Genomic DNA, 26,767 nt, shown 5'->3' with positions numbered 1-26,767 from the left:
TGGTACGCAGTTTCCTTGCCAATACGCGTTATGAAATGCTCTCTACAGTCGTATGCACCAAACTCATTCCCAGAATGATTGTGAGATCACATACCTACTAATTGTATTGGTATAGTTTGGCATCATCAACGACACTGGGCGGGCCTTTGTTAACTGTTCACTGTAGGAACTGAGTGGGCTCGTTAAGAAACTGTCTCGGTCGGCGTGGGCCAGAATCTAAGTCGACAGCAACTGCCATTTGAGTGGCGGGGTGTTTTGCAATCTCTTTTTGAGGCGAAGGAACCTCCACCGAAGAATCCGCTCGCGAAGCGAGTGATTCCGCAGTATTTGAATCTACTCAACAAACAACTACCGGGTGCGGGCACTGCTTCGCAACGTCACACGATTGGGACGATCCTTCAGTCGCCGCGAAGCGTGCTGACAATCGGGAGTCGTACCGCGGCGCGGACGGCGAATGTCGACGCAAGCATGCCGGTTGCCAACACAACCAAGAGGAGCGTCATCAGCGACACCCAAGGTAAGTCTGCGCCGCGGCTCAGCAGATTTGGTGCGGTCGCCAGCAGTGCCGATCCGGCCCCGGCCGCCAAACCCCAGAGCATGATGAAGGCATTTTCCCACAGGATCAGGGTTGCGACGCCCTGTGCATGAAATCCCACCGCACGCAGCAGCGCGATTTCGGCCTGCCGTTCCAGCACGTTCCTCAGCATCACCGTCGCGAGCCCGAAGGTTCCCAGCAACAGACCCAGTCCTCCCAGCGTCTGAAATGTGGACAGGTAGGTGTTTTGGACGGATAAGAATCGGGCGAGGCGTTCCGCGACCGGTTCCGCATCGAAACCGTACTCGTTGAGTTCCGTCTCGAGTAACGCGGATGCGGCTTCGGATTCTGCGGGTGGGACATCGATCAGAAAGTACTGGAACCCCTTCTGTTCCGGGAACAGCCTTACGAAATCATCGTCGGCCATGACGAGAACACCCTGGAATACGCTGTCTTGAAACATGCCTTTGACAATCAACTGGTGCTGCGGTGTTTCGTCGCTTGGAATGGCAATCGTTTGTCCGACTTGCTTGTGCAACGAGAACATCAGGGTATTCAGGTCTCCTAGAACGGGAATGGGAGGCTCAGTTGCCGGCACGCTGGGAGGATTTGCTGCTGCCGTGTTGCTGGGGTGAGGTGCCAATTCCTTCCACGAACCTGAAGCAAATGCAAATCTGTGATCATCAATCAATGATCGCGGCGCGCCCAGGATAGTGGGGACCCTGGTTTGGAATAGATTCAGGCAACTGGCATCTTCGCCCGGCTTCACGCGAAATGGAATGACCTTCATCGAGTCCAGGGCTTTCGCGCTAGGTGAGTTCGCTGCAGGGATCAGTCGAAGCTTTTGCCGACCGTGCTCGGTATTCATGTCGTAAAGGATGGGACTGCTGGACTCTGCAACGAGTGTGAATCCACCGTTCCCTGACGTCTTTATTGGTAACTCGCTAGTTGGGTCTCGTCGAAATGCGGCCACGGTGACAATGAGGAACGTGGCCGTTGCAATCATTCCCGCCGACATGACCGTCCGTTGACGTTGGCGCGAGGCATTTCGTAGCCCAAGGCGTCCCAGTCCCATCCATCCCTTCCCATGCACGAAGAAACCACTTTTCCGTTGCAGCCAGGCGGACAAAAACGAAAGGCACGCAACAAGCAAGAGGACTCCGATTCCGAAAAACGCTCCGGCTGCAGGAATTAACCCGATAGCAACGGTACCAGTTAGGAGAACGGCCAATATTGTTGAAATGGTCGCGCGACGTAGAATGCGTTCCGTTCGACGTGCTTGTGCGGCCCAATCAATTGTTTGTTCGGTGACACCCGCGAGTTGTTCTCGCAGGCTCAATTGTTTCAGTTGCCGCAACGCCCACCAGATCGAAATGATTGCCGCGAGCACGGCAATGGCGAACCCCGTCAGCAAGCTGAGCGGTTGAACGGCCAGAATCAAGTTGGAGGTTCCGATGGCACCGACCCACCAATGTGTCAGGCCGTAAATCATGAGTTTTGCATATCCGACGGCCACTACCGTTCCGAGCAGGCCGCCTGTCACAGCAGTGGCCGTGCCTTCAAAAAGCATCTGTTGGCGGATCTGTCCCGACGTAAAGCCAATCGCACCCAGTAATCCAAGATCGCGTACGCGCTGTTCGATACCGAGTCGGAACAGCAATCCGATCAAGATCATCGCGGCAACGATCAGAAACAGGCTGAATCCAAAGAATAATCCAGAGAAATCTGTCGAACCATTGGCGGCGAGAAGTCCAATCGCTTTCACAGGTTGGACGGCCATATTTACCTCCACTGGTGCGACGTCGCCGAGAAGTTCGCCGGCGAATTTCTCGTGCAGTGCTTTTAGGTTCGTCGGCTCGTCCGCGGCGGCGACGAGTCGTAGCGACGTCAATGAGCCGTAACGGCTGGGCCACAGTTTCTTCGCGGTTTGGAGGGGCAAAAACATCTTGGGCGTCGCGCGAAAGTCGTTCCAGTATTCATCATCTCGTGGCGTGACGGCGTTCAGATCCATCGGGAATGGTTGGTCCCAGTCGGCCAGCGAGTCGACGTCGGTGATGCCCTTGACTTCGGGTGTGAGCGTCCGATCGATGGCTGCTCCGCTCATCGCGACGATGCCACGGACCGTCACCGTTTCTTCGAGTTCGGGCAGTTCACCGCGAGATCCGACTGTGTGGTAGGTGAACTTGATTTGATCCCCGACTTTCGCTTCCAGGTCGGCGGCTAGAAATTGATTGATGATCACCTCATTCTCGTCCAGCGATTTCGGTGCATCACCGATGAAACTGAAGTCCTTGAACGGTCCCCGATTCAAGTCCGAAAATTCGATTCCCGCGACGGTCGAGTACATCGAATAGCCGGGGCGCTTTCCAGGTTCATAGACTGCGGGATTCCAGAGCTTATTGGCAAGATAGACCATCACCGGAGCCGCGACCAAGTTGCTGTTTGCGGCGGTTTTGATTGCAGCTGCGGCCAGATTGTTTTCGAGAATCATCTGATCGGATTCCAGCACCAACCCATTGATTGATGGGTTATCGACAAGCCTCAGATTGAGATCCGACAATGTCCACACCTTTCGCAATGCGTCCGTCGTCAGAGAGTTAAGTGTCGGTTTGGTATTGGTCTTGGCATCCTCATCATGGATCAGCAATGTGTTGACGCGTGACGGCTTTCCGACGGGATCGCGACGCGAGGGTTTGACTCGGTCCAGATCCAATTGTGCTTGTAGGAAATGCAGGTCGACGAACGAATTGAGAGGATACGCTTGCGTTGGTTGCAGCCCGAGTCGCGCCAGGCCCGTGGAATCGGAAGCGATGCCGCTAACCGTCAAGGTAATCTCCTGCGAATCGTTGTCTTTCTTGCCCATGAGCGTGTCTCGAGGTACGGCGCTGGGTAATTCAATCCAGAGTGTGACTTCGTCGCCGACATGGGCGTCGATCGCATGTGCTGCCTGTGCATTCAGCACGACACCGGATTCTTTTGGTGATTCCAGTCCACCTGTTTCCATCAGCGACCAGGCACGGGCGTCGAAGCCATAGACGTTGACTTGGCCGGCTCGACGGACATTCTCACCCTTTCGCGCCTGCAAACCCGCGCGCATGATGATCGCGGGCGACACGATCTTCTTTTTGGAATCCACGGACGTCGTGCCGTGATTCACGCTTGCCGACAAGCGATCGGCCAAATCTTCACGAAAGAAACGAGGACCGCTAAGTGCTTCGTCGATTTTTCCCAGGCGATCGAGCGTCATCTGACGCAAGCTCGCCTTCACGGAATCGCCGACAATCAGTGCCCCGCCGATCACCGCGGTTCCCGCAACAACTCCCAGCACCATGGCAAGATTCGTGCGCCAATGGTGGATCAGACTCTGTATGACGAGACGTGTCTGGTTCATTGTCGTCCAGTATCCAAAACGGTTGAAATTCCAGCCATCAAGGCCCGGTCTTTCCGTCGATTTATAGAAGTGACATCGAGCAATGCAGGGATCTTCTCAAAAGCGTGACCCAGAATCGAGGGTTCGCTCGAATTGCGAGACCGGGCCTGGCAAAGTCTCGGGATGCGCGATGCCGTTCGCTTCCTTGTTGCCGAGAGATTGGAGGCGGCCCGGGACGCGTTTCCTTCGGCAATCACTGTTATTCGGGATGCCGAAGCAGTCGAATCGACAGGGTCGTTGTAACCGTCAGTGACAATGACCGCCGTTTGCGTGTTTCGTTTTTGCAACATTTTTGCAGAGCACATTCGAACAGTCGATCTAGAGTGAGGTGACAAGTTCGCTGAGTGCGCTCACGTTCAGGCCGAACCGTCTTCAATTTGGATATTCGAGACAAGTTCCATTTCCACGGATTCTTCAGTGGAGAGATGGAAGTTTGCGCGCATTCAGCCTCAAGGATTCGCCATGCCCGCTGTGCCTCAACCTGTTGATCTCGTCTGGATCTTGATTTGTTCAGCGTTGGTGATGCTAATGCAGGGTGGGTTCTGCCTGCTCGAAACAGGTTTCGCGCGTGCCAAGAATAGTATTAATGTCGCGATCAAGAATCTGATCGATTTCTGCGTGTCGAGTTTGATGTATTGGGCGATCGGCTTCGGCCTGATGTTTGGTTCAAGCTATTCGGGACTGATCGGAACATCTCAGTTTTTCCCGGGGTCCGACGCTGGAACAGGTCAGCTCAGTTTCTTTTTGTTCCAACTCGTCTTCTGCGGTACCGCCACGACGATCATTTCCGGGGCCGTTGCTGAGCGCATTCGATTCAGTGCGTATCTGTCGATCGCACTGATCAGTTCGACGTTGTTCTATCCTGTCCTGGGACATTGGGCCTGGGGCGGAAATCTTGATCCCTCAAGTACAGGTTGGCTGCAGAATCGCGGGTTTATCGATTTTGCTGGATCGACCGTCGTTCACTCATTAGGAGGTTGGCTTGCGCTCGCTGCAGCAATTGTGCTCGGCCCGAGGATAGGGAGGTTCACCGGACAAAGGACACCGATTCATGGGCACGATCTGGCACAAGCCACGTTTGGTGCCTTGTTATTGTGGTTCGGCTGGTTTGGGTTCAACGGAGGTAGCACGCTCGCCGTCACGGACAACATTCCTCGCATTCTAGTGAATACAAATCTTGCAGCGGCGGCCGGTGGATTGTCCGCACTCTTTCTTGCCTGGCGTTTGACGAAACGCGCTGACGTGGGGCAGGCAATCAATGGGGTTCTGGCGGGACTGGTTGCAATGACGGCATCGTGCCATTTGGCGGAGCCAATTGCCGCCATCCTGATTGGCTCCGTCGCTGGGATCTTGTCGCTTGCTGGGAGCTATTTGCTCGAACGTCTTCAGATCGATGATGTGGTCGGGGCCGTGCCCGTGCATGCCTTTGGAGGGACTTGGGGCACGCTGGTGGTTGCACTTGTGGCGTCACCGTCGGTCACGGGGCGAACATGGCAGGAACAACTTGGCGTTCAAGCCCTGGGTGTCGTGACCTGCTGGCTTTGGGCTTTTGTCGGTGGTTGGATCGTTTTTCGTTTACTGGATTTCGTCCATCCACTCCGTGTTGATGCCGCGAGTGAGACGAGCGGTTTAAATGTCTCGGAGCATGGTGCTCATACGGAATTGATTGATCTGTTGCAGTCGATGAATCAGCACAGCGAACGCAGTGATTTCGGCAGGGCGGTTCCAGTTGAACCGCATACCGAAGTGGGACAGATTGCCAGCGAATACAATCGTGTCCTGCAGGTTGTGAGTGCCGAGATGCAGGCCAGGTCGCTCGCCGCGGAGGCACTGCGATCGGCCGAAGAGAAGTATCGCAGTCTGTTCGAGAATAGCATCGAAGGAATTTTTCAAACATCTCCAGACGGCCGCTATCTGAATGCGAATCCCGCGTTGGCGCGCATTTATGGATACGAGTCGCCAGACGAGTTGATCAACGCCATCGGTGACATCGAACGGCAACTCTATTTAGATCCAACGCGTCGCGAAGAGTTTCGACAACGGATCATCGCGGATGGAGTTGTCACCGGATTCGAGTCGCAAGTCTACCGTCGCGATGGAACCCTGATCTGGATTTCAGAAGCCGCGCGAGGTGTTCGCAACTCGGTCGGCGAAATCGAACGGTACGAAGGGACGGTGGTCGACATTACCGAGCGCAAGCAGATGGAGGAATGGCAGCGACAGAAGGAGGCGGCCGACGCGGCGAATCTTGCGAAATCGTCGTTCCTCGCTCGGATGAGTCATGAAATCCGAACGCCGCTGAATGGCGTCATTGGCATGACCGAATTGCTGCTGACTACGGAATTGGATAGCCGACAACATCAATTCGTGAAGGCCTGTCAAACCAGTGGTCGCGCCCTTTTGACGTTGGTCAATGACATTCTGGACCTTTCGAAGATCGAAGCCGGCAAGCTTGAAATGGACGTCCATGACTTCGATCTCGAGCAGCTTGTCCACGAAACGACCGAGATGCTCTGGCTGCGGGCTCACGAAAAGGGATTGGAATTCATTTGTGATTTCGATCCTCAGGCCCGTCAGATTTATTCGGGCGATGGCAATCGGTTGGGACAGATTCTGATCAATCTGCTGAATAATGCCGTCAAGTTCACCGAGCATGGCGAAGTGATTTTGAACATCGTCTGCGATCGGATCGAGAACGAGATCGCGACGCTGCGTTTTATCGTCCGTGACACGGGAATTGGGATTCCACAAGATCGGGCGAATCGATTGTTCCAGCCTTTCTCACAGGTCGATTCGTCAACGACTCGAAAGTACGGAGGCACCGGACTGGGATTAGCGATCTGCAAACACCTGGTCGAAATGATGGGTGGCCAGATCGGTGTAGAAAGCCGCGTCGGTGCCGGGACGATGTTCTGGTTTACGGTGAATTTCCCTGTTCGTGAACATTGCGAACTTTATTCGGAGAGAGACCGTCGCGCTCTTGAGGGGCGGCGAGTCCTGATTGTCGATGATAACGAAACGAATCTGCTCATCATGGACGAACATACTCGCCGATGGGGAATGCAGTCCGCGACGGCAGCGACTGTGGAGGACGCACTGCGTCTGTTCGATGAGGCGCGTGAATCGGACGCAAGATTCGATCTTGTCATCAGCGACTATGATATGCCCGAACGCAACGGCAGCGACCTGGCACTATCGCTTGGGACGCGGGGAGTGATGCCGCCATTTATCATGCTGGGATCAGGTTTGTCGAACGAGAGCGCGGAATCGCTGCAAGCAATGGGGATCTGTCAGAACCTGACAAAGCCGGTGCTTTCGACTCAATTGTATGCGGCCATTCAGGGCGTCCTGCAGCAGAATCGTCTGAACTCCAGCGGTCCGCGCATGACGATGCGCCACACCAAAGTGTCGAGTTCGCCGGGCGAGCATGGCGATATTGAAGTCTTGGTGGCAGAAGACAACGCGATCAATCGGCTCTATGTCACAACGCTACTGGCGGAGTTTGGTTGCAAGTTCCGCACGGTTACCAATGGGTTGGAGGCGATTCAAGCGATTCGCGAACACCAGTTCTCGATTGTGCTCATGGACTGCCAGATGCCACAGCTTGACGGATTTGAAGCGACTCGATGCATTCGGACTCTCGAATCGGAACACCGGATCGAGGGACACGTTCCGATTATCGCGCTCACGGCGAACGCCGTCAAAGGAGATGCTGATCGATGTCTTGCCGCGGGAATGGATCACTATCTCAGCAAGCCATTTGAGCCACGATCGTTGTACGACGTCATTCTCAAATATCGCAGACGAGTGGCTGCAAACACCGAAGATACTGCTGTTTCATCTGTCGATCAAACGATTCCCGAGATGGAATCAGACGGGACCGAATCGGTGAAGGAACGCGCGACAATGACTCTGAAGCAGGTCGAAGAGACATTTGGAATAGCACCTCCCATCGATGCGGCCGTGCTTTTGGAACGATGCCTCGGCGATGTCGAATTTATGCAGTCGCTGCTCACTGAACTTTGTGCGACCGGTCCCCGTCGCGTGGCCGAGATCGTTGCCTGTGCCACGCGGAACGACAGTCTCGAGACCGCCAATGCTGCCCATGCTCTAAAAGGCGCCGCGGCAACACTCGGTGCAGACATGATTGTGCGCCTGACGACAGAGATCGAAGACATCGGCCGCGCCGGATCGCTGGAGGGTATTCTGGAACGGATTGAGCAGCTTGAAGCCGAGATGGATCGATGTTTGAAATACATCCCAACGCTGACTGAGTCGGCTCAAGAACTCGTGACGGGTGTTCTTGGTCGGTAATTCTGTTCGAGGCTCGACAAACGACTCGAAATCACTCGAAGGTCTCCGCAACCCCATGGTGATGTTTGCAATCTGTCGCTGGTTTTGAGACCTTGCTTCCGTCGACAGGCTGCTTTGGGAGGCGCCATGCTCTCGATCATGGAATGCACTCCCCGTCTCATTCAGCGAAAGGTCTTCCATTGCGTCACATTACGGCCCTGGCGTTGTCACTTGTTTGCTGTGCTATCCTTGCAGATCGATCGACGTTTGCGGACGAACCGTCTGCAGGAAAGCAGGTCGAGCAGAAATTTGCGTATCCCGCGAATCCGCGACACAGCATGGGGTATCTGCTCTATTTGCCAGCAAGCTATCGAGCGGCCGAACAACAAAAGTTTCCGCTGCTGGTGTTCCTACACGGCAGTGGTGAACGAGGCAACCGGTTGTCGTTGGTGAAGCGGCACGGTCCCCCAAAGATCGCCGAAGAACAGCCCGATTTTCCGTTTATTGTGGTTTCGCCTCAGTTGACGCTTGAGAATCGATTCTTTGATCCCGCCGCGCTGGCCGCTCTGTTGGATCAGGTTGAGAAGACGTACCGTGTCGACTCTGATCGGATCTATGTCACAGGCCTGAGCATGGGTGGGTGGGCGACCTGGAAGCTGGCGGCGTATCAACCCGAGCGGTTTGCGGCGGTTGCTCCCATTTGCGGCTGGACAGATACTCGTGAGGCGGTCAAGTTCAAGCGGCTTCCCGTCTGGGCCATTCATGGTGATGATGATGGAGGTGTGCCGTTCATGGAGACTGAGCAGATGGTTGATGCAATTCGCGGCATCGGAGGGAATGTGAAGTTCACCATTCTTTCCAATGCCCCGCACGATGTTTGGACGTCGACCTACGCGATGCCGGAATTCTATGAGTGGCTTCTGCGGCATCGAAAATCGTCGTTGGCCGCGAAAGCTGAGTAGCTAAATGAGGACGGATGTGTTTTCGCTGATTGGTTGTAAGTTGTGATATGGTAGTTGGATGTGAACGATGCTGCCGCGGGCGTCAAGCGGCTGCCGATTGACAGACATTTCTTCTGCACAGTATAACCCAATCGAACGCAATCGATTTTACCGATGTTTTCTTGTGTCGGTCCCTCAGTCGATACTGCCCAACCGCCCGCCTATTGATTGCCCCTGGAGTGAAGCACATGTTTGCGATCCCCGGTCAGTATGGTAAAGACACGTGTGATGGGTTCAGTCGGCGAGAATTGATTCGCATCGGGGGAGCATCGCTTCTCGGGCTTTCGCTTCCCGCGTTACTCAAAAGCGAGCAGGCTCGTGCTGCGGAAGATGTCCGATATGGGGGTGTCGGGTTCGGAAAAGCCAAGCATGTGATTCTGGTTTACCTGCAGGGCGGCCCCAGTCATCTTGATCTTTGGGATCCTAAGGTCGATGTACCCGACAACGTGAAGAGTGTCTTCAAGCCGATTGACACCAAGCTTCCCGGAATTCAGTTCACCGAACTCATGCCGAAGCTGGCGCAAGAACTGGATAAGACGACTCTTTTGCGAGCGGTCAGCTATTCGCCAAATGGTTTGTTCAATCACACGGCCGCGATTTATCAGATGATGACCGGTTACACGGCAGACAAAGTCAGTCCGTCTGGTCAATTGGAACCGCCTAGTCCGAAGGACTTCCCGAACTGGGGTTGTCACGTCATTAAGGCTCGTCCGCCCGAAGTGCCGATGCTTCCCTATGTGATGATGCCCCGTCCGCTGCAGGAAAGTGGAGTCATTGGAAAAGGCGGCACGGCAGGGTTCATGGGGCGCGCATTTGATCCATATACGCTTTATCCCGTCGGTGACGATATGGATATGGCCAAGATGGATCGAATCAAGGTTGATGACCTGCAACTTCGGGCCGATGTTCCGCAAGAGCGATTGGCGCGTCGTGCGAGTTTGCGAGACACCGTAAATGCCAGCCTGAATGACCTCGACAAGGCCGTCAGCAAGTACGCACTGGACGAATACTACGGAAAGGCGTTGTCGCTGGTCTTGTCCGGCAAAGCGCGCGAGGCATTCAATCTTTCGGCAGAGTCAAAAGAGTTGCGAGAAAAGTATGGCAATAACACATTCGGTCAAAGTTGTCTCTTGGCGCGCCGCTTGATTGAAGCGGGGACGCGAGTCGTACAGGTCAACTGGCCAAAGGTTGCCAACTCTGACAATCATTCGTTCGACGTCCATGCAGGTCTGTCGGCACGAATGAAGAATCAGTCGGCTCCGATGCTCGATTCAGGTTTGTCGGCTTTGATCTCGGATCTGGATGACCGTGGCCTGTTGAAAGAGACATTGGTCCTGGCGATTGGCGAATTTGGTCGTAGTCCGAAACGCGGTGTGAGTACCTCTGGCAACGGCAACTCCGATGATGGTCGTGATCACTGGCCATATTGCTATACCGGGCTCATTGCTGGTGCTGGCGTCAAGCGGGGATTCGTGTGGGGCAAGTCCGATCAAACGGCTTCTGCCCCGGTTGAGAATCCCGTTCATCCAATCGAATTGCTGGCGACGATTTATCACAGCGTCGGCATGAATCCACGCCGCACTGTTTACAATCATCTCAACCAACCGCGCGAAATGGTCAATGCCGACGCAGTTACGGGGATTCTTTCGTAGCATGTGAATTCTCTGAAGCGTCACAAATTTGAGCGTTCAACCAGGGCCTGTTTGCGATTCTCGCAAGCGGGCTCTTTCTTGATCTGAGGGTTCGAATTTCGATCGTGAATTCGAGGTGATGGTGACCTGACATCATTGCCACTGGATTCCGAACCGAATTCACGACAAGATCTGTGCGACGATCGGCCGGATGATCTGGCGTGTGCCGAAGTTCTGTCGTCGCTCATTGAAGTACGCGAGGGATTCGATTTATGCCGATTTTGGAACAGTTCATCCATACCTTGCAGGACTATGTCAAAGACCACGCGGTGAAGCTACTCACCGGTCTTCTGCTGATGGCGATTGGTTGGTTTGTGGGGAGAAAGCGAGCTCTGGCCGATTGGAAAAAGAAGGAATTTCTTGATCGTCTGAATGTCTCGCTGAATACCATTGAATCCGGCACTCTGAAGATCCGTACGCTCAGTGAAAAGCGAAGCGAAGAGGTTTTTTTGAATAGTGCAGCGACCGACGCGATCATTCGGATGGCGCGGCGGACGACTGCAGAAAATCCCCTGCTGCCGATTCCGACTGACGAGCTTTGGTTCTATCTGAATTCGGTTCTCAATGATCTGTCCGAACAGTTTGCGGACGGTCTTTTGAAACGCGACATGGGTGGTCCGGTTAAGGCCGCGACCTACTTGATTTCGCTAACCTGCGAATCCGCGGGCGCGATGCGAACGCGAAAAATCCGGGCGATGGTCATTCAGAAGAACACGCTCGTCAACCTGCCAGAGGAATGTCCCAAGCTGGAGGCGACTCAACACGGCACTCGATGGAAGACACTGCAGTTCCTGGCTGCCGAATACCAGAAGAATCCGGCTCAGTTTCTCGAGGTTGAACTTGCCGTTCCCTGATTGGCGTGCCATGGCAGGTTGGCTCTGGGGCCGCTGACATCCTTCCAAGGGGGCCTGCCTGAATTAACACGTCGACAGACCCGCAATCAGCCCAGTTCAACGAGCGTGCGAGGGCCGAGTCGCTGTTCCGGTTAGTTGAATGGCAAGAAGCCCTTCTCACGAAGTTCCTGAATATTGTCAGGAACGCTTTGCATGATGCGTTCGGATGCGTATCGAAGGACTGCAAAGCCAGCCAGCGGTGCCGGAGCGGTCAAGATGGCCACGCGATCTTCGTCTTCAGAGTCAAGTTTCTGACTCAGTTTTGCAACGGTTTCTTCGACGCTATCACTCACCAAACGTTTTGAACCAGTTTGGTTTCGAAATTTGAGGTTCGAAAATGACGCCGTCCGTGCCATGATGAATTGGGCAAGATTCTCGTCGTCGGCGTCCTCAAAGAAGTCTTCAAATTCGGGACTGGCCCGATCGGGTGTGATGATCATGGGCCGCGTAATTTTCACTTCGCCCTGAGTCACACTGACCGCTTGATCCTGTTTGTCGCCTGACAGAATCAGATAATAAGGAAGATCACTCGCTCCAAATGTGAATAGCGAATAGTGAACGTCACGAACGATTTGAACGGCATCCCACGCGGCGCGGAATCGACGTTCATTTCCAAAACCATCCAACGAAAACACCACGGACTCTCCTTGAATCGATCAGCCAAGTATAGCTGAGTCGATTGGGAAAGCGAACGGAATCAGGCAGGCGACAACCGATGGCAAGAGGGATTCCCTGGGGATATCTCTTCGATCGTCGCCTTCAACGTACAGGAGATCATTTCGTCGGCGTTGCAAGCTCGGCCGTTGCGGTCGCTTCCATTCGCCGTCGTTGGCGGAAGTCGTAACGTTCGCCCGATCGCAGCACTGCAAATTCCGGTGTATTGGATTGTGATTCGGCCGGTCGATCGAAGACCGTGACATTATGCTGTCCCACAACCTGCATCGTGGTTCCTCGAACAATCATTGCGGTCGATTCGTCGACCCCCAGCCCGATCATTTCCGGATGGGTTTTCTTCAGCTGCGCCATATCATCGAGTCGCTCTCGCTGGCTGAAATGCTGATCGATCGCAACTCCTTGTAAGAAGCCAAATCCACGATCGTATCCTTCGGTCAACATTTCTTCGTTGCCTAGAGGGTTCCCGCGAACAAGATACTCGCCTTGGATTGTTGCGCCGGCCGACGTTCCGCCAATCACACCGCCGCGCCGCAAGACGTCGTGAAACAGCGTTTCGATTGGTGTATCCAGGAATGCGTCAACCAACCGCCATTGCCGTCCGCCTGTGAACCAGATGCCGCGTGCTTCTTTCAGCAGAGCAATCAGATTGGGGCTACGCAGCTCTTCAGCGGATCTGGGATGAAGTAATTGGACATTCTTGGCACCGGCTGCACTGAGCCAACCGCAGACCTCGGCGAGCTCAGGTGGCGTTTCGCCGAACGCATTTGAGACAACGACGATTGGCGACTCTGATCCTCCTGCTGCCTTCAGAAACGAATCTGCGACTTCCTTCGGGGTGGGGCCGCCGCCCGCGATGACCAAGGTCCCATTTGGAACGTCAGGAAATCCCAGCGAACTGGCGATGGATGTCGATTCGGCTCTGGCAGAGGCCGCGCGTCGCAACGCGACGAGGTCGGCGCGATTGCCTGGCGTCAACGATTCGATGCGCGACGGGCGATGTTGCGAGGGGGCAAGGCAAATCGCCGCATCCGATTCGCCCATGACTTCTAACGTGCGCCCGCGGACGATCAATGCTGTGCCTTCATCAATGCCGATTCCGACGAGTCCCGGGCGAAGCTCAAGTGCCCGCATCAATCGCCCCAGTCGGTCTCGTTTGCGAAAGTGTTGATCAACGATCGTACCGGGAAGAAATCCCAGTCCCGTTGAGAGGATTGGTTCGTGTTTTCCATCAGCGATCATGCATCGCGACATAATTGCGGCGCCCGCTGAACTGCCTCCGACAGCGCCGCCACGAGCGAGAACCGCGTGCAATCGCTCTTCGGTTTTCGTGCCCACATAAACTTGCGAGATCCAGTTCTGGTTGCCGCCGAGGAACCAAACTGCAGTCGCGGAATCCAGAATCTGCGAGAATTCGGACTGGTCGGCTTCTTCTCGTGAACGCGTGTGCAGAATGTTAAGAGAGGCAATCTGGTTTTCTGACAGACGGTCATACCAGCCTGACAGTCGATTCTGAATATCCAGGTCCGCGTAATAACTGGCAGAACTGATAATGACGACGCGAGCTTCAGGCCCGCCACCATACTCGATAAATCGATCAATCAGATTTCCGGGCAGAATTCCGCCGCCGCAGATGAACAACGTACCGGTAGTGGTGATCTGCGGATTGTAATCGGCAGATGCTTCGGGCTCAGCAGATTGGCAGGTTTGCAACATGCCGCCGACTTCACAGCAGAATAACAACGATGCAAAGACGAGAAGCCATGTTCGAGAAATAGGTGGTTCAGGAGATTCGCGAAGTTGAATCCTCATCATGAAGTCCAGCCTCCAGGGAGAAATCGAAGTAGACGGTCGCGGCTGTCGCATCCGTGCGATTGCACAAAAATAGGTTGATATGTATCGGGCCGCAAGGCGGATTCCCGCAAAAACCTTAATTCATTGTTTGAATGTTCACATTGACAGATGTTCTTAACGGGCCAGCTTTTCTTGCAATTCTTTAAAAAGTGGACCGTAGATTTCTTTATCAAAAGGCGGGCATCCGGTGGGCGTTTGTCCAAGCGGGTGGTCTTTTGCCCGCATGAGATTCGTGCAGTAGGAGAAGGTTCGGCAGACGGTCTTACGGTTCAGTTGGCCATGGTCCATCAATTGTTTCACAAAATCTGGCTGAGACAATGTGGCTCGTCCAAGTCCGACCAGCGAACATCGGCCCGCCAGGAAATTCCCGGCTGCGGCGTGGATCGCGAAGTCCTGTAACCAACTATAGGCGCTTCCGATCACGGGAACCAAAGGAACAGCACGTTGGATCTCGGCCGTTGCCTCAAAATGTCGTAAAACCCCCCGTAATGGATGTTCTGGGGCCTGGTAGCCGTCAATCGGCGGAAACTCTGCAGGCCGCAAGACATGTGGGTTTGCATAAGGGTTGCCGGCGGTGACATTCAGCGCGGCAACACCCCACTTTCCAAGACATGCGGCCACCTGACGTGGTTCAGTCCAGTCAAATCGCTCATGGTGGTTCGGATCGACACCAAACGCTGATTCAATGGGGGTTGAATGCGTCACCGCTTTTCCACTCCCGTCAGGTTGTTTTCGAAATGGAACTCCGTCGTAGACATTGAGACGCGAGACAACGACTAGAGAAGGAATCTCCGCACGAATTCTGGAGATGATGTTCTGAACAAGCCGCAGGCGATGATTCAGCGACCCGCCATAGGGTCCTGGACGCAGTTTGGCGGCCAGGCACTCGGAAAGCAGATAGCGGTGGCATTGTTTGATATCGACAAAGTCGCAGCCGATCCGGGCGGCCCATTGCGCTGCCGCCACATACTGATCTTCAATTCGCTTCAGGTCATCATCTGTGAGCAGTGGGAACGAGGCGTCGACCGTTCGGCCCGTGGACTTGTCGATCGTGAGCGGATCGAGCAGTGGGTCGTGCATGACGATCTGAGGTCGGCGGAAACTGTAGCGGCCCGAATGTGTCAGTTGTAGACCGACTACGAACCCGTCTTCGTTCCCAAAGGTCTCGCGATGCGACTGACGACAGACAGTGAGCATCTGTTCAATTGAAGCGGCCGTCCGATCGTAGAGCCAAAGTTGTCGTGGGTTCATCCGTGCATCGCCGTCAATCGCAGTGGCTTCACCCCAGATGAGTTTCGCGCCGCCTGCGCCGAATCGACGATATCGCCGAAATGTCAATTCATCGGGGGCACCCTCCAAAGTTCCGTCACAGCCCTCCATTGGTTGGATGCAGAATCGATTTCCGACCGTCAGAGAACCAATCGCGACGGGCTTGAACAGAGGTGAAAAGTCATCCGAGATCGGCAACTCTGATCCCAGTTTTCTCGCTTCTGCCTGCAATTCATCTGCCGTTTTGAACTTATAGTAGCGGGCCATGTCGAACCAACCCGGAAGAGAATATGATCGAGGCACCAGAATTGTCACGAAACTTTTGCGAATCGAGACAATCTCGAAGAGCCAGCGTCCCAAAATGGCGAGGGTGTCGCAAGCAGTCATCGCGCACTTCCTGCGCTAATACAGCTCGGGACGAATGAGTTTTTGGCGGAGATACCGATTCTTGTCGTCCATGGGCGTTAAGTGTGGTCCTCCGTTTCCGAAAGAGATATTGGACGTGGCACTGATTGAAATTCGCGATGTGTGCAAGGTCTACAACCTGGGCGAGGTGAAGGTCGATGCATTGAAAAATGCACAGCTTTCCGTCGAGCAGGGGGAATACATTGCCCTGATTGGCCCGTCTGGATCGGGCAAAAGTACGCTGATGAATACCCTTGGTTGTCTCGATCGACCGACGTCCGGCAGTTATCGCCTTGCAGGAGAGGAAATCTCGACGATGTCGAACGATGATCGAGCCCGCATTCGCAATCGCCGCATTGGCTTTGTATTTCAGAACTTCAATCTCCTCTCACGAACTTCGGCTCTGGAAAATGTCGAATTGCCGCTGCTTTACGCCGGACATATTTCCTCGGCCGAGCGTCGTCGGCGCGCCGTCGAAAAGTTGACACTTGTTGGACTTGGCAATCGGCTTGACCATCACCCCAGCCAGTTGTCTGGCGGGCAGCAGCAGCGTGTGGCGATCGCGCGGGCGCTGGTGAATGAACCGGCAATTCTGATGGGCGACGAACCGACAGGGAATCTCGATTCAAAAACCAGTCGCGAAGTGATTTCCCTTTTTCGCGAATTAAATGAAATGTCGTCGATTACTGTGATCCTGGTCACGCACGACATCAATGTGGCAAAAAATGCCAAGCGAGTCGTGGTGTTGCGTGACGGTGGGATCGTTTGCGACACGACAGACTTTCAACAGGCCCTACAGGTCTTACAAAGCGGATTCGAAGAATGATTCTCGTTCTCGGTTCTAGTTCCGACGATGAACATTGCGGATTCGAAATTATTGTCGGTGAGAGTGTTTTGGTATGGATGCCAATCACAGGATTCGCCTGCTCGCGGTGTTGCTGATCGTCTTTTCACAATCCGCAAAGTCAGCGTCCGCGCAAAGAGTGCTCCCGACGCTGCTTCCCGAGCAGCGTTCGATCTCGGTACGTGATCCGTCACAATTGACAAAGTACCGAATGCGGGACTCGGTTCCGCCGCCGACAGTGTCGAGCACTGCGGAACTGACTCCGATGCCCGTCTCGCTCGATGACGTCATTCGCCTGTCGCTCGAACACACGGATGTTGTTCGAATACTGGCAGGGGCCACAGCTCAGTCGAGCGGTCAGACCATCTATGATGCGGCAGTGACGAACACCACGATCGATCAGGCCAACGCGACATTCGATCCGGTCGTCTCGGTGACGAACACCTGGACTCGCCTGAATAGTCCGAACGCGATTTTTGATCCATTCGATCCCACCCGCGCACTGATTCCTGGCAATCGCAGCGATTTGTTTACGAGCGCGACGACACTGACGAAGCAGAACGCACTGGGAGGCGTTGCCGGTTTTGGTTACACCTCGACCAACTCTCAGTTTCTTCCTGGACTGTCGCCGCTCAATCCTCAGACGGCGAACTCGGCAAATATCAACTACACGCAGCCCTTGTTGCGCGGTGCGGGGATTGGACCAAACATGGCACCGATCGTCATCGCACGAATCAACACGGAATTGTCGTATTTCGTGCTGAAAGATTCGGTCCAGGAAATGGTTCGCGGTACGATTGAGGCCTATTGGGCGCTGGTCGCGGCACGCACCGACGTCTGGTCCAAGCAACAGCAGATCGATCAGCTTCAGCAGGTTGTGCTTCGAGTTGAAGCCCGCGTGCGATCAGACATCGACAACCGTGCCAATCGCTCGCAGGCACAGGTCTCGTTGGCGAATGCTCGCGCGAATTTGATAACGTCGCGTGCGAATATGATTCAACGCGAAGGTGTGCTTCGCAATCTGATTGGTTTGCCTCCATCCGATGAGATGCGACTGGTGCCTCACACCCCGCCCGCTGACGAGCGATTTCATCCTGACTGGTCGCAGATTCTCGAAATCGCATCGGAGCGACGTCCAGATCTAGTCGAACTGAAATTGATCATCGAGGCAGACGAACAGCAGATTCTGATCGCACGCAATTCTGCCCTGCCTCAACTTGACGGCGTCGCGATGTATCGCTGGAACGGCCTGGACGGAATCATGCCGAACGGAGCAACGCTTCGGTCGGGGACTTTCAATGATTGGACGCTGGGAATCAATTTCTCGGTACCCCTGGGGTTGCGGCAGGCTCGTTCCCAACTGCGGCAACGCGAGCTAGTCATTGCCCGCGATCGGGTCAATCTACAACAGGGTTATCACAACGCGTCGCATCTTCTCGCGACGAATCTACGAAACATGGATCAAGCATACGAACAATACCTTGCGTTTCGCGAGGTTCGTGAGGCGGCCAAGATCAACTTGGACTATCAGTTGGCGCTCTTCAGGACGGGCCAGGGAATTCTGATCAACGTTCTTCAGGCCGTCACCGATTGGGGCAACGCGATTTCGAACGAAGCCAATGCCCTGTCGACGTACAACACGACTCTGGCGACGCTAGAGCGGCAATCTGGAACGATTCTCGAAACGCATGGAGTGACATTTTTTGAGGAACGGTTTGGTGCTGTGGGCCCATTGGGCCGGTTTGCACCTGATGTCTGTTATCCGATGACCAGTCGACCGTCGACTAACGGTGATCGCTATCCCGTCACCGACGAACCGTCGGAAGAAAAGTATGACTTGAAGCCGCCGGTGAATCTGAATGCGAAACCACCGGCAGTCGACTATGAAGGGATTAAGCTGCCGACCCTGGAGGAAAGCCTTCCAGATGTGCCTCCGTCACCGAAATCGAGTCCAATACCAGATTCTTTCCGACCCAAGTCTGACCGCGACCCCGAGCAGCGCAGTCCGCGTGAGACGCCAAACCTCGATCGTCCAAGTGACGATAAGTCGTCACCAGAACGTAAGGCCTCAAAGTCGCCTCAAAAGTCCTTCCGACAACGCCTCGCGACATGGCTGCCGCGATAACCAAATCCGCGGGTTGACCATGACATCGGAGTGAGGTTACGTGGCAATCAACTACCGATTGACCGCGGATAAGGCCCTCTAAATTGCGTAAACCACCGATTTTCGGCGAGTTGAACTTGAGCGTGATTTCGAGGATCAGCATGAGCAATATGATCAACATCCTATGTTTCAGGGCCCAAACCAAGATGATCATCGATTTTAAATGATCAACTTGATTTGGGCCCTGAAGTCTTTCGACTAATGTGTCTCCTTCGCAGGGGGCCATATTGACGGTCATCAGCGCGTCCTGAGTCGGCACGCATTCCGTTTGACGAATGTGTTTCATCGCGGGCTCCCGAATGGATCAAGCGATCGTTGCAATCAACCGGATTGATTTGGTTTGATGACGATAGCAGCCGTTTAGAATTTCGCTGCGCGAGAATCGACTTTGTTTCCAAATGTTTGGAAAGCTGCTTGCGGGGACGTGGCCATCAGATGTTGTCGCTCGGTCGAAATGGCGCGATTCTCTGCGAGGCACGGTTCAACGAAAATACGTTCGGCGTTGTTGAGCGGTGGCATCATGCGGAGGGCTTGCGTCTTTAAAGTCGAATTTGGTGCGGTGCCGTTACAATTGAAGGCTTATTAGCATTGTGTCGCTTCCGCATTGTTGGCGGCATCGATCGATGCAGTGAGCCCCAAAGATGGGAAAGGGTTGGGCATTGTCCTTTTGCTCGCGCCGCACATCCTTTTATCCACAGTCTGCGGGGAAACCAACCGTGTCGCTTTGGACGTTTGGTGGCAATGACGAGGTGGGGCCGAGTGGCTTGCGGAACGCATTTTTACTGCTGGGATTGGTTTTTGTCGCGTATCTGCCTGTCCTGTCGGCGGGGTATATCTGGGATGACGATTTCTATCTGACGAACAACGTTCACCTGCGCAGCGGACGCGGACTGTGGCAGATCTGGTTCTCCCCCCGATCGACGCCGCAGTACTATCCGATGGTCTTCACTTCGTACTGGCTCGAGTACCGACTGTGGCGACTGCATCCAGTTGGCTTTCACTTTGACAACGTGTTGTTGCATGGCATCAATGCGATTTTGTTGTCTCGAATCTTGACCACGCTACGTGTGCCAGGGGCCTTTTGGGCGGCAGTGATTTTTGCCATTCATCCCGTCCATGTTGAGTCCGTCGCTTGGATCACCGAACGAAAAAATGTCTTGTCTGGTCTGTTTTCGCTGCTCGCATTCCAGGCGTACTGGCGATTCGCCGTCAGTGATGGTCAGGTCAAAGCAACGACGCGCACAGCCTGGTACTCGCTGTCGCTCCTCACATACGCATGTGCGCTGCTCAGCAAATCCGTCACCTGTTCTCTTCCTGCCGTCATTGTGCTGGTTCTGTGGTGGAAACAGGAACGCTTGTCGTGGCGACTAGTGGCACCGCTTGCCCCGATGTTTGTACTTGGGTTGGCGGCTGGCCTGAACACTGCCTCTCTGGAAGCACATCATGTCGGAGCGAAGGGAATTGAATGGAATTGGACGGCGTGGGAGCGGTGCCTGATCGCGGCGAGGATCGTCTGGTTTTATGCCGGCAAGCTCATCTGGCCTTGGCCACTCATTTTCATCTATCCCAAATGGCAAATTCGCAGTGACAACTGGTGGATGTGCGGGGCTCTGGTTGCTGCGGTCCTTTTGCTGGTGGCTCTTTGGTGGGGAGCCCGCCGATGGGGACGTGGTCCATTCACCGCCTGCCTGATTTATGGTGGCACGTTGTTTCCGGCACTTGGCTTTATCAACGTCTATCCGATGCGATATTCGTTCGTGGCGGATCATTTTCAGTATCTTGCCAGCATCGGGCTGATCGCGCTCGTTGTTGCCTCTGTGGCCTCATTCATAAAACAGAACGGTGTTTTCTCGGTCCTGGTGACATGGGGGACTGCTACTTTGCTGCTGGTTATGGTGGGGACCACATTCTTGCGCTGTTTCGACTATCGAGATCGTGAATCGCTCTGGACGGCAACGGTGGCCGACAATCCCAACTGCTGGATGGCTCAATATCACCTGGCTGCAGTTCGCTTTGATCAGCAGCGCTACCTCGAGGCGGCGGATCTCTTTCAGCGAGCTCTGCAGCATTCCCCAAAAGATGGTCCGGACACGGAGAGTCTGGCCGAACTTCACGGCTATTTGGCGGATTGCTATCTGGCAATGCAGCAAACCGCCGCGGCGCAGGAACAGTTCCTCGCCGCGCTCAAGCACTTTGAACAACAGTTGGCCAGGCCGAACGCGGATCGTTCTGAGCTGTACAATAATCTCGGAGTGATTCATGGAAAAATGGGGCAACTCATCCAGTCGCGGGACGCGTTCGAACGAGCAGTTGAACTTGAACCAAATCGCGTTGAGATCAATCAGAATCTGGGTGAACTCCAATTTCGTTTGAAACGGTTCGACGAGAGTACCGCACGCTTTGAACGAGTATTACAGCTCGACCCGCAAAATATTCGTGCCCATTACAATCTGGCGGTGCTGTCCATGACACGCGGTGACCGGTCACGGGCGCGTCAACATCTTGACGCGGCATTGCGTGTTCAGCCCGAGTTTGTCGCCGCGCAACAGCTTCGCCGTCAGCTCGATGCGAAATAGCGTTATCAGCGCTTCACGCGTTTGTGGATGGCTGTTCGCGGAGCGGCGTTGCATCAAGCAGTTCTTTAGCGCGGGTGAAGACTGCGTCGAGCATCGGTTCGGTCAAACGCCGGGTGTACGTATTTCTGGGGCTCGGATGAAAGCAGCCAAGCAATCGAAGTCGATTGCCGTCGAGTTGCGCCTCGAGTCCGTGACGAAATTTGGGACGTTTGCCGCTGAGCCATTTGAGTTTGGCGGCGTGTCGAATCACTTTCTGCCAGGCCGTCTGTCCCAGTGCAACGATGACACGTGTCGGCAGCAACTCCACCGTCCGGTCATACCACTCAGAGCAATTGGCAATTTCGTCGGCGTTTGGCTTGTTCACCGGTGGGGCGCAGTGGCAGGGATTAGTGATGGCGCAATCGTATAATTCCAACCCGTCGTCCCGAGAGACTGATGTCGGCTGGTTGGAGAATCCGGCTTTGAAAAGGGCGCGATACAACCAGTCTCCGCTGACATCACCCGTGAACAGGCGACCGGTGCGGTTGCCGCCATGTGCGGCCGGTGCCAGGCCGACAATCATCAGTCGAGCAAATGGGTCGCCGAAATTGGGTACGGGAAGTCCCCAATACTCCCATTCCCGGAAGGCGGCGCGCTTTTCCTGGGCAACTTCCTGGCAATACTTCCGCAACCGCGGACATCGAGTGCAACCGACGATCTGGCGGTTTAAGGTGTCCCAGGCAATGATTTGCGAACGCGACATTTCGGGCGGTATCGCAGTGAGACAACGCGAAAAGCCCGGCAACAGAGATGCCGGGCTTCGCACGAACTATCATTAGAATTACGCGACCCAACAGGCCTGAATTTGAGCCTGCCTTTTCGCGATATCTTATTGTCTGTCAATTACTTGCGGTGACGGATCTTGCTTCGCATCTTCCGCTTCTTCCGACCGAGTTTCCGTCGCCCTTTACCTGTCTTCTTGACGCCCATTCGCCACAGTCTCCCGTCGTGTTCACCAAGGTTGATGTTGTACTCGATCACGTGAATCGAGAACCATAGCAGGCGTTTCCTATTCGTTCAAGCAGGAAGTTGCCCTTCTCTGCAAGACTTGCACGCGAAATTTCTTCCGAAAACGAGCTGTGATGAGTGACTGATCGCAATCTGGTGCAATGAGCGGTTCGGGAAAACGCGATGAAAGACGGCGTGGGTTGAATTACTCGTACCGGGTCACTGAAGCGTGAGAGGCCATGATTTGTTGATGATCTTGCGGCGTCGACGGTGGTCCGCCCAATCGGCTGGGGACATCGATTTGTCGCCAGAACGGTACGTGGAATAGACGGCCACAATCCAGACATCGGGCGAGTGAAAGCAGACGCCCGACAGGTAACGGACTTCGTCTGGAACTGCGTTGGATGTAGGTCGAAGTACACGTTGGACAATGCATCATCAGTGCCGAATGGTGCCGGTGCGGTGATTGTGGCATGGATTGTGGGCTCGGCGCAGGACACGACACAAGACGGAAGTTGAGTCTGTCACACTTTTTATTGAAGTCATTCTGGGGTGGTATTGCGAACGGCTACCGAATACTGCGGGCTGTGTGCTATGGCCTCAAATCGTCGTCGTTTGGCAGGATGTTCAGAACCTGATTTGACCAGATCTGATATCCCTGCTGGCTCAAGTCGGTCCCGGTTTTCAAAAACAACTCAGGACGAAGTTTTCCATCGCCTTCCAACATTGGCGTCACGACATCGACAAACGTAAGTCGTTGATCTGTCTGGCAATATTTTTTAAGCAAACTGTTCAGTTCACATTGGTTTTCGAAGTGATCCCAGTACCGAATACTGGGTCTGATCGCGAGGATGACGATTCGTGTTGTTGGTAACCGATCATGGGCCTCTTTGACGATCGCGCGGAAATCGGAAAGCAGTTCTTTCGCAGCGACTCCCTGTCTTCCTTCCAGTTCCCCAGCCTGCAGTACGATCACGCGTGGTTCGTGCGAGATTGCAATCTGACGCATGCATGAGCTGATTTCGGCAAGCTGCAACTCAGGGATTGCCAGTCGCGTTGTTGCCTGGTTTGGAAACGAGCTTGCGAGATCCCATCGCACGATGGACGAATCGCCAAGGAAGAGCACGGGCTTGGTGTGCGATGCAGAATCTTCGTCGTTTCGAACGGAGTCAATTTGCCGCTGAAACGCCGCGAGGCGATTAGTCGTCCGCTCCAGTTGATTTCGTTCATCTCGTTTATGGACCTCCTGCCCCTGTCCAGGTGATTCAACCTCGCAAGCGAATGGTCGCAGTGTTTTCTGCAAGTTTTTTGGAGCTCGATCGTCGAGTAAAAGTGACGTCCGAAAGCGGCCCAATGCCAAAAATGCGCGATAGCTTTCTGGAATTGGCACTCCCAAATTGGTCGGATCGTCGCGACCCGATGCCAGCGCGAGATATTGTTTGCGTTCCAAGGGTGACGCACTCGTTTGCCGTGAGGACAGTGTTTGCGAGACCTCCTTCAAGCTAGTCGGTGGTGATGCGGCGATCTGCTGGAGCAGTTCACGATGGCGCGGTGTGACGAGTTCGATCCGGCCCACCATCACGCGCGTGACCTCCGCCGGGACAGACACGTTCAGCGGCAGCACATCGTCGGTCCATGCCTGAGGCAGCATGAAAAAGAGTCTTAGCCCAGGACTTTGAAAATACGATAATTCCCACGTGTTGAGCATTGCCGTCGCCTCATCGTCGAAGAGCCCCTGTTCGACGAGTGCCGCGTGCATCGTTGCTCGCAATTGCGGCATGTTTGCTTTCGAGAATTCTCCGGCGGTGAATGTAGCAGAGGTGACAGCCAGTGTCTGGTTGGCTTCGTTCGTCAAGGTAATTGCGGGCAAACAGCGAAAGGCGGCCGTGCCGGCCGGTGTGATCTCCGCGAGCCAGATCCTGGCGATTGCAAGGGGGGATTTGACTCGCCCGGATGATCCGCCCGAGGGGCTTCGTATCTGAAGCTCGTTCTTGTGATGGTCGCGTACAACGCGAAGCGGAGCATCGCGATGGCCTACTCCGCGATAGAACAAGAATCGTTCGCTCTCGTTGCCGACAGTCACTTGTGCTGCGCGAACGTTGCGCGGAGCCAGCCAGACGTGATCGTCGGTATTCGGTCCCAGTGCGTCTCCACCCAGGCGAACTCCCTTCCAGCAAAGTCCCCCGATGGTCGTCTCGCGTAACTCGAGAGTTTTGCCGTTGGTGATCGTGGTTCCATCGACTTCGGCGACCGCCTTGGGAAAGAATTCGGTCAACCACCCTCCGTGAAATGTCACCGAGAGATCGAGAACAAGTTCCTTTCGGGTGCTTGGCAGATGAAAGTAGGTAACAGGCGTTTCCAGCCGCATGGTAACCTCGGGGTGGGAGCGAGTGATGCCTTTCTCAACACGTCGTGGCAATTGCGTGGGAGAAAACGGACCTTCATAAAGCAATTGGTGCACAAACTTCGGAACCGGCTCATCGTCGGTGTTGATTCGAGAGAAGCTCAGCCCCTTTTCATCCTGAAACGACGTAAATGTCCCCCACTCGTGGACTCTCAGGATGTCTTCCGCGGCACACGGCGTCGCCAGCGCGAACAGGGATAGGATGCATACCCATACTCCAGGCCTGTAGAGGTACATACAAGGTCCCTTTCGAAGTGTGTGAGCGCGCAAAAATGTGGATTCAAATCATTGCTCCGCTGACTCGTGGGCCGGATTGCTACGGCCCCTTTTGCGGATTCTTAATCCATGGTACTTCTGAATAGGAAACTATAAAAATTGTTTTTATAATATTATAAAACGATTTTTACGTTATAAGGCCGGTGGGAAAAGAGAGGTGGCCCGTGATTCAAGCGGCGATAGGTTCGCTCACGACAGATCAAGTGTCGGCGTTCGTACAACTGGCGCGGCAAGGAAGCCTGCGAGCCGCTGCCGAAGCATTGTTTATTTCAGAACAGGGGCTGCGCAGTCGTTTGCTCGTACTTGAAGGACTGTTAGGAGCGGAGTTGTACTACAAATATCGTGGTCCCAGGCGGCGCAGTCCGTTGACTCCTCAAGGTCACCAACTGCTGCCCTACGCCGAGGCCTTTCTTGAACGTGCGATACAGCTTTGCAACGTGTTTCAAGAGACAGAAACTCCGCAAGAACTGCATGTGGTTGCCAGTCAGTATTTGATCGCATATTCACTGATTGATGTCATCCAGGAGTTCCATCTTTCTTATCCGGATTTGCACGTGCGACTGAGTGCACGGACCGAGCAGGAGATCGAACAATCGCTGCTGGAGTCGCAGGAGATCTGTTTTGGGGTCGCGGCACCCTATGAATCGTCGCCTGATCTCGTCTATCGGCATTTGTTTTCGATGTCATGGAGTCTGATCACACCACCGCAACATCAGCTCGCGATGAAACGCCGAATTCGACTCGCCGATCTTGAACCGTTCCCATTGATTATGTACGAACGCGGATCAACGGGGCGGCGTCATGTTGTCGAAGCATTCCAGAGGCAAAGTTTGACGCCGCGGGTGGAGTTCGAGGCTACGAACACGGATCTGATTGTGCGAATGGTCGAGTCGGGAATGGGAATCGCCATTGTACCACTGCATGCTTCGGGAGCCGTGACAAAAGGAAGGCGCCTGGCGGTTCAGTCGCTGGGGAATCAGGTTCGCCCCATTGACAGCGGGATTTTGATGAGGCGGAATGATCGGCCAGCGGATTCAATACTGAAGCTGCAGGAGTTCTTGAACAAACGCCTCAAATATCCATTGAAGCGGGCCAGATGAATTGCTGTCTCATGCGGATTTGCAATTTCGCTTGCTCGTGTCGGTCGGAAATTGGCATAATCTCGGTTTCTGTTTTTTCTGTAATATTGAGAGCTTGCGACGGTCTGGAATTAATTCTCTAAGTTCAGATGTCAATGTCCTGCAGGGCGAGCCTCCCGTTCAAAAAATGGGGGCAGAAGGCGATCGTATTGATGATGGCAAAATATTTTCGAATCTGTGCCGAGCCAGTCCCTGCTCGTTCAAGATCTGTGTGACGTCTGGTGCCTGAGGATCGTGTTGGCGAATTTGATGATTTCTGCCAAGATCTCTCGTCGCGGAAGCGAACGCCTGCAGCAGAAATTCTGTTGCCGCTTGTGTTCGTGTTTCAACGTAG

At 54.3% G+C, this 26,767-nt stretch carries 14 protein-coding genes; 8 read left to right on the top strand and 6 right to left on the bottom strand.

Annotation, left to right across the window (positions count from 1 at the left end):
* Nucleotides 1-398: 398 nt before the first annotated feature.
* Nucleotides 399-3,926 carry an FtsX-like permease family protein gene (locus OSO_RS0122290; protein WP_010585329.1) on the bottom strand — a complete coding sequence of 1,176 codons (3,528 nt, stop codon included), beginning with the start codon at nt 3,924-3,926 and terminating at the stop codon, nt 399-401.
* A gap of 501 nt (nt 3,927-4,427) precedes the next feature.
* On the opposite strand from OSO_RS0122290, the gene amt reads away from it, so the two are divergent.
* The 4 genes from amt (at nt 4,428) to OSO_RS0122250 (ending at nt 11,804) form a co-directional block, all read left to right on the top strand.
* Nucleotides 4,428-8,279 (top strand): ammonium transporter, encoded by a 3,852-nt coding sequence (gene amt / locus OSO_RS48410; protein ID WP_010585327.1) that lies wholly within the window; start codon nt 4,428-4,430, stop codon nt 8,277-8,279.
* A 143-nt stretch (nt 8,280-8,422) separates the two neighbouring features.
* Nucleotides 8,423-9,220, top strand: coding sequence for a carboxylesterase family protein (locus OSO_RS0122270; protein WP_010585326.1), 798 nt, complete (start codon nt 8,423-8,425; stop codon nt 9,218-9,220).
* A gap of 227 nt (nt 9,221-9,447) precedes the next feature.
* A complete protein-coding gene (locus OSO_RS0122260; protein ID WP_010585325.1) occupies nt 9,448-10,911 on the top strand; it encodes a DUF1501 domain-containing protein in 1,464 nt (487 codons plus the stop codon).
* A 251-nt stretch (nt 10,912-11,162) separates the two neighbouring features.
* Entirely contained in the window at nt 11,163-11,804 is a 642-nt protein-coding gene (locus tag OSO_RS0122250) for a hypothetical protein (RefSeq protein WP_010585323.1), read from the top strand.
* A 131-nt stretch (nt 11,805-11,935) separates the two neighbouring features.
* Here the strand turns inward: OSO_RS0122250 and OSO_RS0122245 are convergent, their stop codons facing one another.
* The 3 genes from OSO_RS0122245 to OSO_RS0122235 form a co-directional block, all read right to left on the bottom strand.
* Nucleotides 11,936-12,481 carry a hypothetical protein gene (locus OSO_RS0122245; protein WP_237729325.1) on the bottom strand — a complete coding sequence of 182 codons (546 nt, stop codon included), beginning with the start codon at nt 12,479-12,481 and terminating at the stop codon, nt 11,936-11,938.
* 136 nt (nt 12,482-12,617) lie between these two features.
* Nucleotides 12,618-14,330 carry a cyanophycinase gene (locus OSO_RS48405; RefSeq protein ID WP_010585321.1) on the bottom strand — a complete coding sequence of 571 codons (1,713 nt, stop codon included), beginning with the start codon at nt 14,328-14,330 and terminating at the stop codon, nt 12,618-12,620.
* 153 nt (nt 14,331-14,483) lie between these two features.
* Nucleotides 14,484-16,025 carry an oxidoreductase gene (locus tag OSO_RS0122235; protein WP_010585320.1) on the bottom strand — a complete coding sequence of 514 codons (1,542 nt, stop codon included), beginning with the start codon at nt 16,023-16,025 and terminating at the stop codon, nt 14,484-14,486.
* 121 nt (nt 16,026-16,146) lie between these two features.
* Here OSO_RS0122235 and OSO_RS44635 point away from each other — a divergent pair, with 121 nt between their 5' ends.
* The 3 genes from OSO_RS44635 to OSO_RS44630 all read left to right on the top strand — a co-directional run bounded on the left by OSO_RS44635 (nt 16,147) and on the right by OSO_RS44630 (nt 21,627).
* Nucleotides 16,147-16,869, top strand: a complete 723-nt coding sequence (locus OSO_RS44635) for an ABC transporter ATP-binding protein (RefSeq protein WP_040593037.1) — start codon at nt 16,147-16,149, stop codon at nt 16,867-16,869.
* A gap of 73 nt (nt 16,870-16,942) precedes the next feature.
* Entirely contained in the window at nt 16,943-19,012 is a 2,070-nt protein-coding gene (locus OSO_RS0122225) for a TolC family protein (protein ID WP_010585318.1), read from the top strand.
* A 755-nt stretch (nt 19,013-19,767) separates the two neighbouring features.
* Nucleotides 19,768-21,627, top strand: coding sequence for a tetratricopeptide repeat protein (locus tag OSO_RS44630; protein ID WP_157605388.1), 1,860 nt, complete (start codon nt 19,768-19,770; stop codon nt 21,625-21,627).
* Nucleotides 21,628-21,640: 13 nt separating this feature from the next.
* Here the strand turns inward: OSO_RS44630 and OSO_RS0122205 are convergent, their stop codons facing one another.
* A complete protein-coding gene (locus OSO_RS0122205) occupies nt 21,641-22,369 on the bottom strand; it encodes a uracil-DNA glycosylase (RefSeq protein WP_010585315.1) in 729 nt (242 codons plus the stop codon).
* Between the two features lie 837 nt (nt 22,370-23,206).
* Nucleotides 23,207-25,255 carry an SGNH/GDSL hydrolase family protein gene (locus OSO_RS0122190; protein WP_010585314.1) on the bottom strand — a complete coding sequence of 683 codons (2,049 nt, stop codon included), beginning with the start codon at nt 25,253-25,255 and terminating at the stop codon, nt 23,207-23,209.
* Between the two features lie 203 nt (nt 25,256-25,458).
* On the opposite strand from OSO_RS0122190, the gene OSO_RS0122185 reads away from it, so the two are divergent.
* Nucleotides 25,459-26,394: a LysR family transcriptional regulator gene (locus OSO_RS0122185; RefSeq protein ID WP_010585313.1), complete on the top strand. Its 936-nt coding sequence runs from the start codon at nt 25,459-25,461 to the stop codon at nt 26,392-26,394.
* The last annotated feature ends 373 nt before the right edge of the window (nt 26,395-26,767 follow it).

Source organism: Schlesneria paludicola DSM 18645 (assembly GCF_000255655.1).
GTDB classification, from domain to species: Bacteria; Planctomycetota; Planctomycetia; order Planctomycetales; family Planctomycetaceae; genus Schlesneria; species Schlesneria paludicola.
The sequence above is the reverse complement of the archived record's forward strand: the minus strand, read 5'-3'. Positions and strand labels throughout refer to the sequence as shown.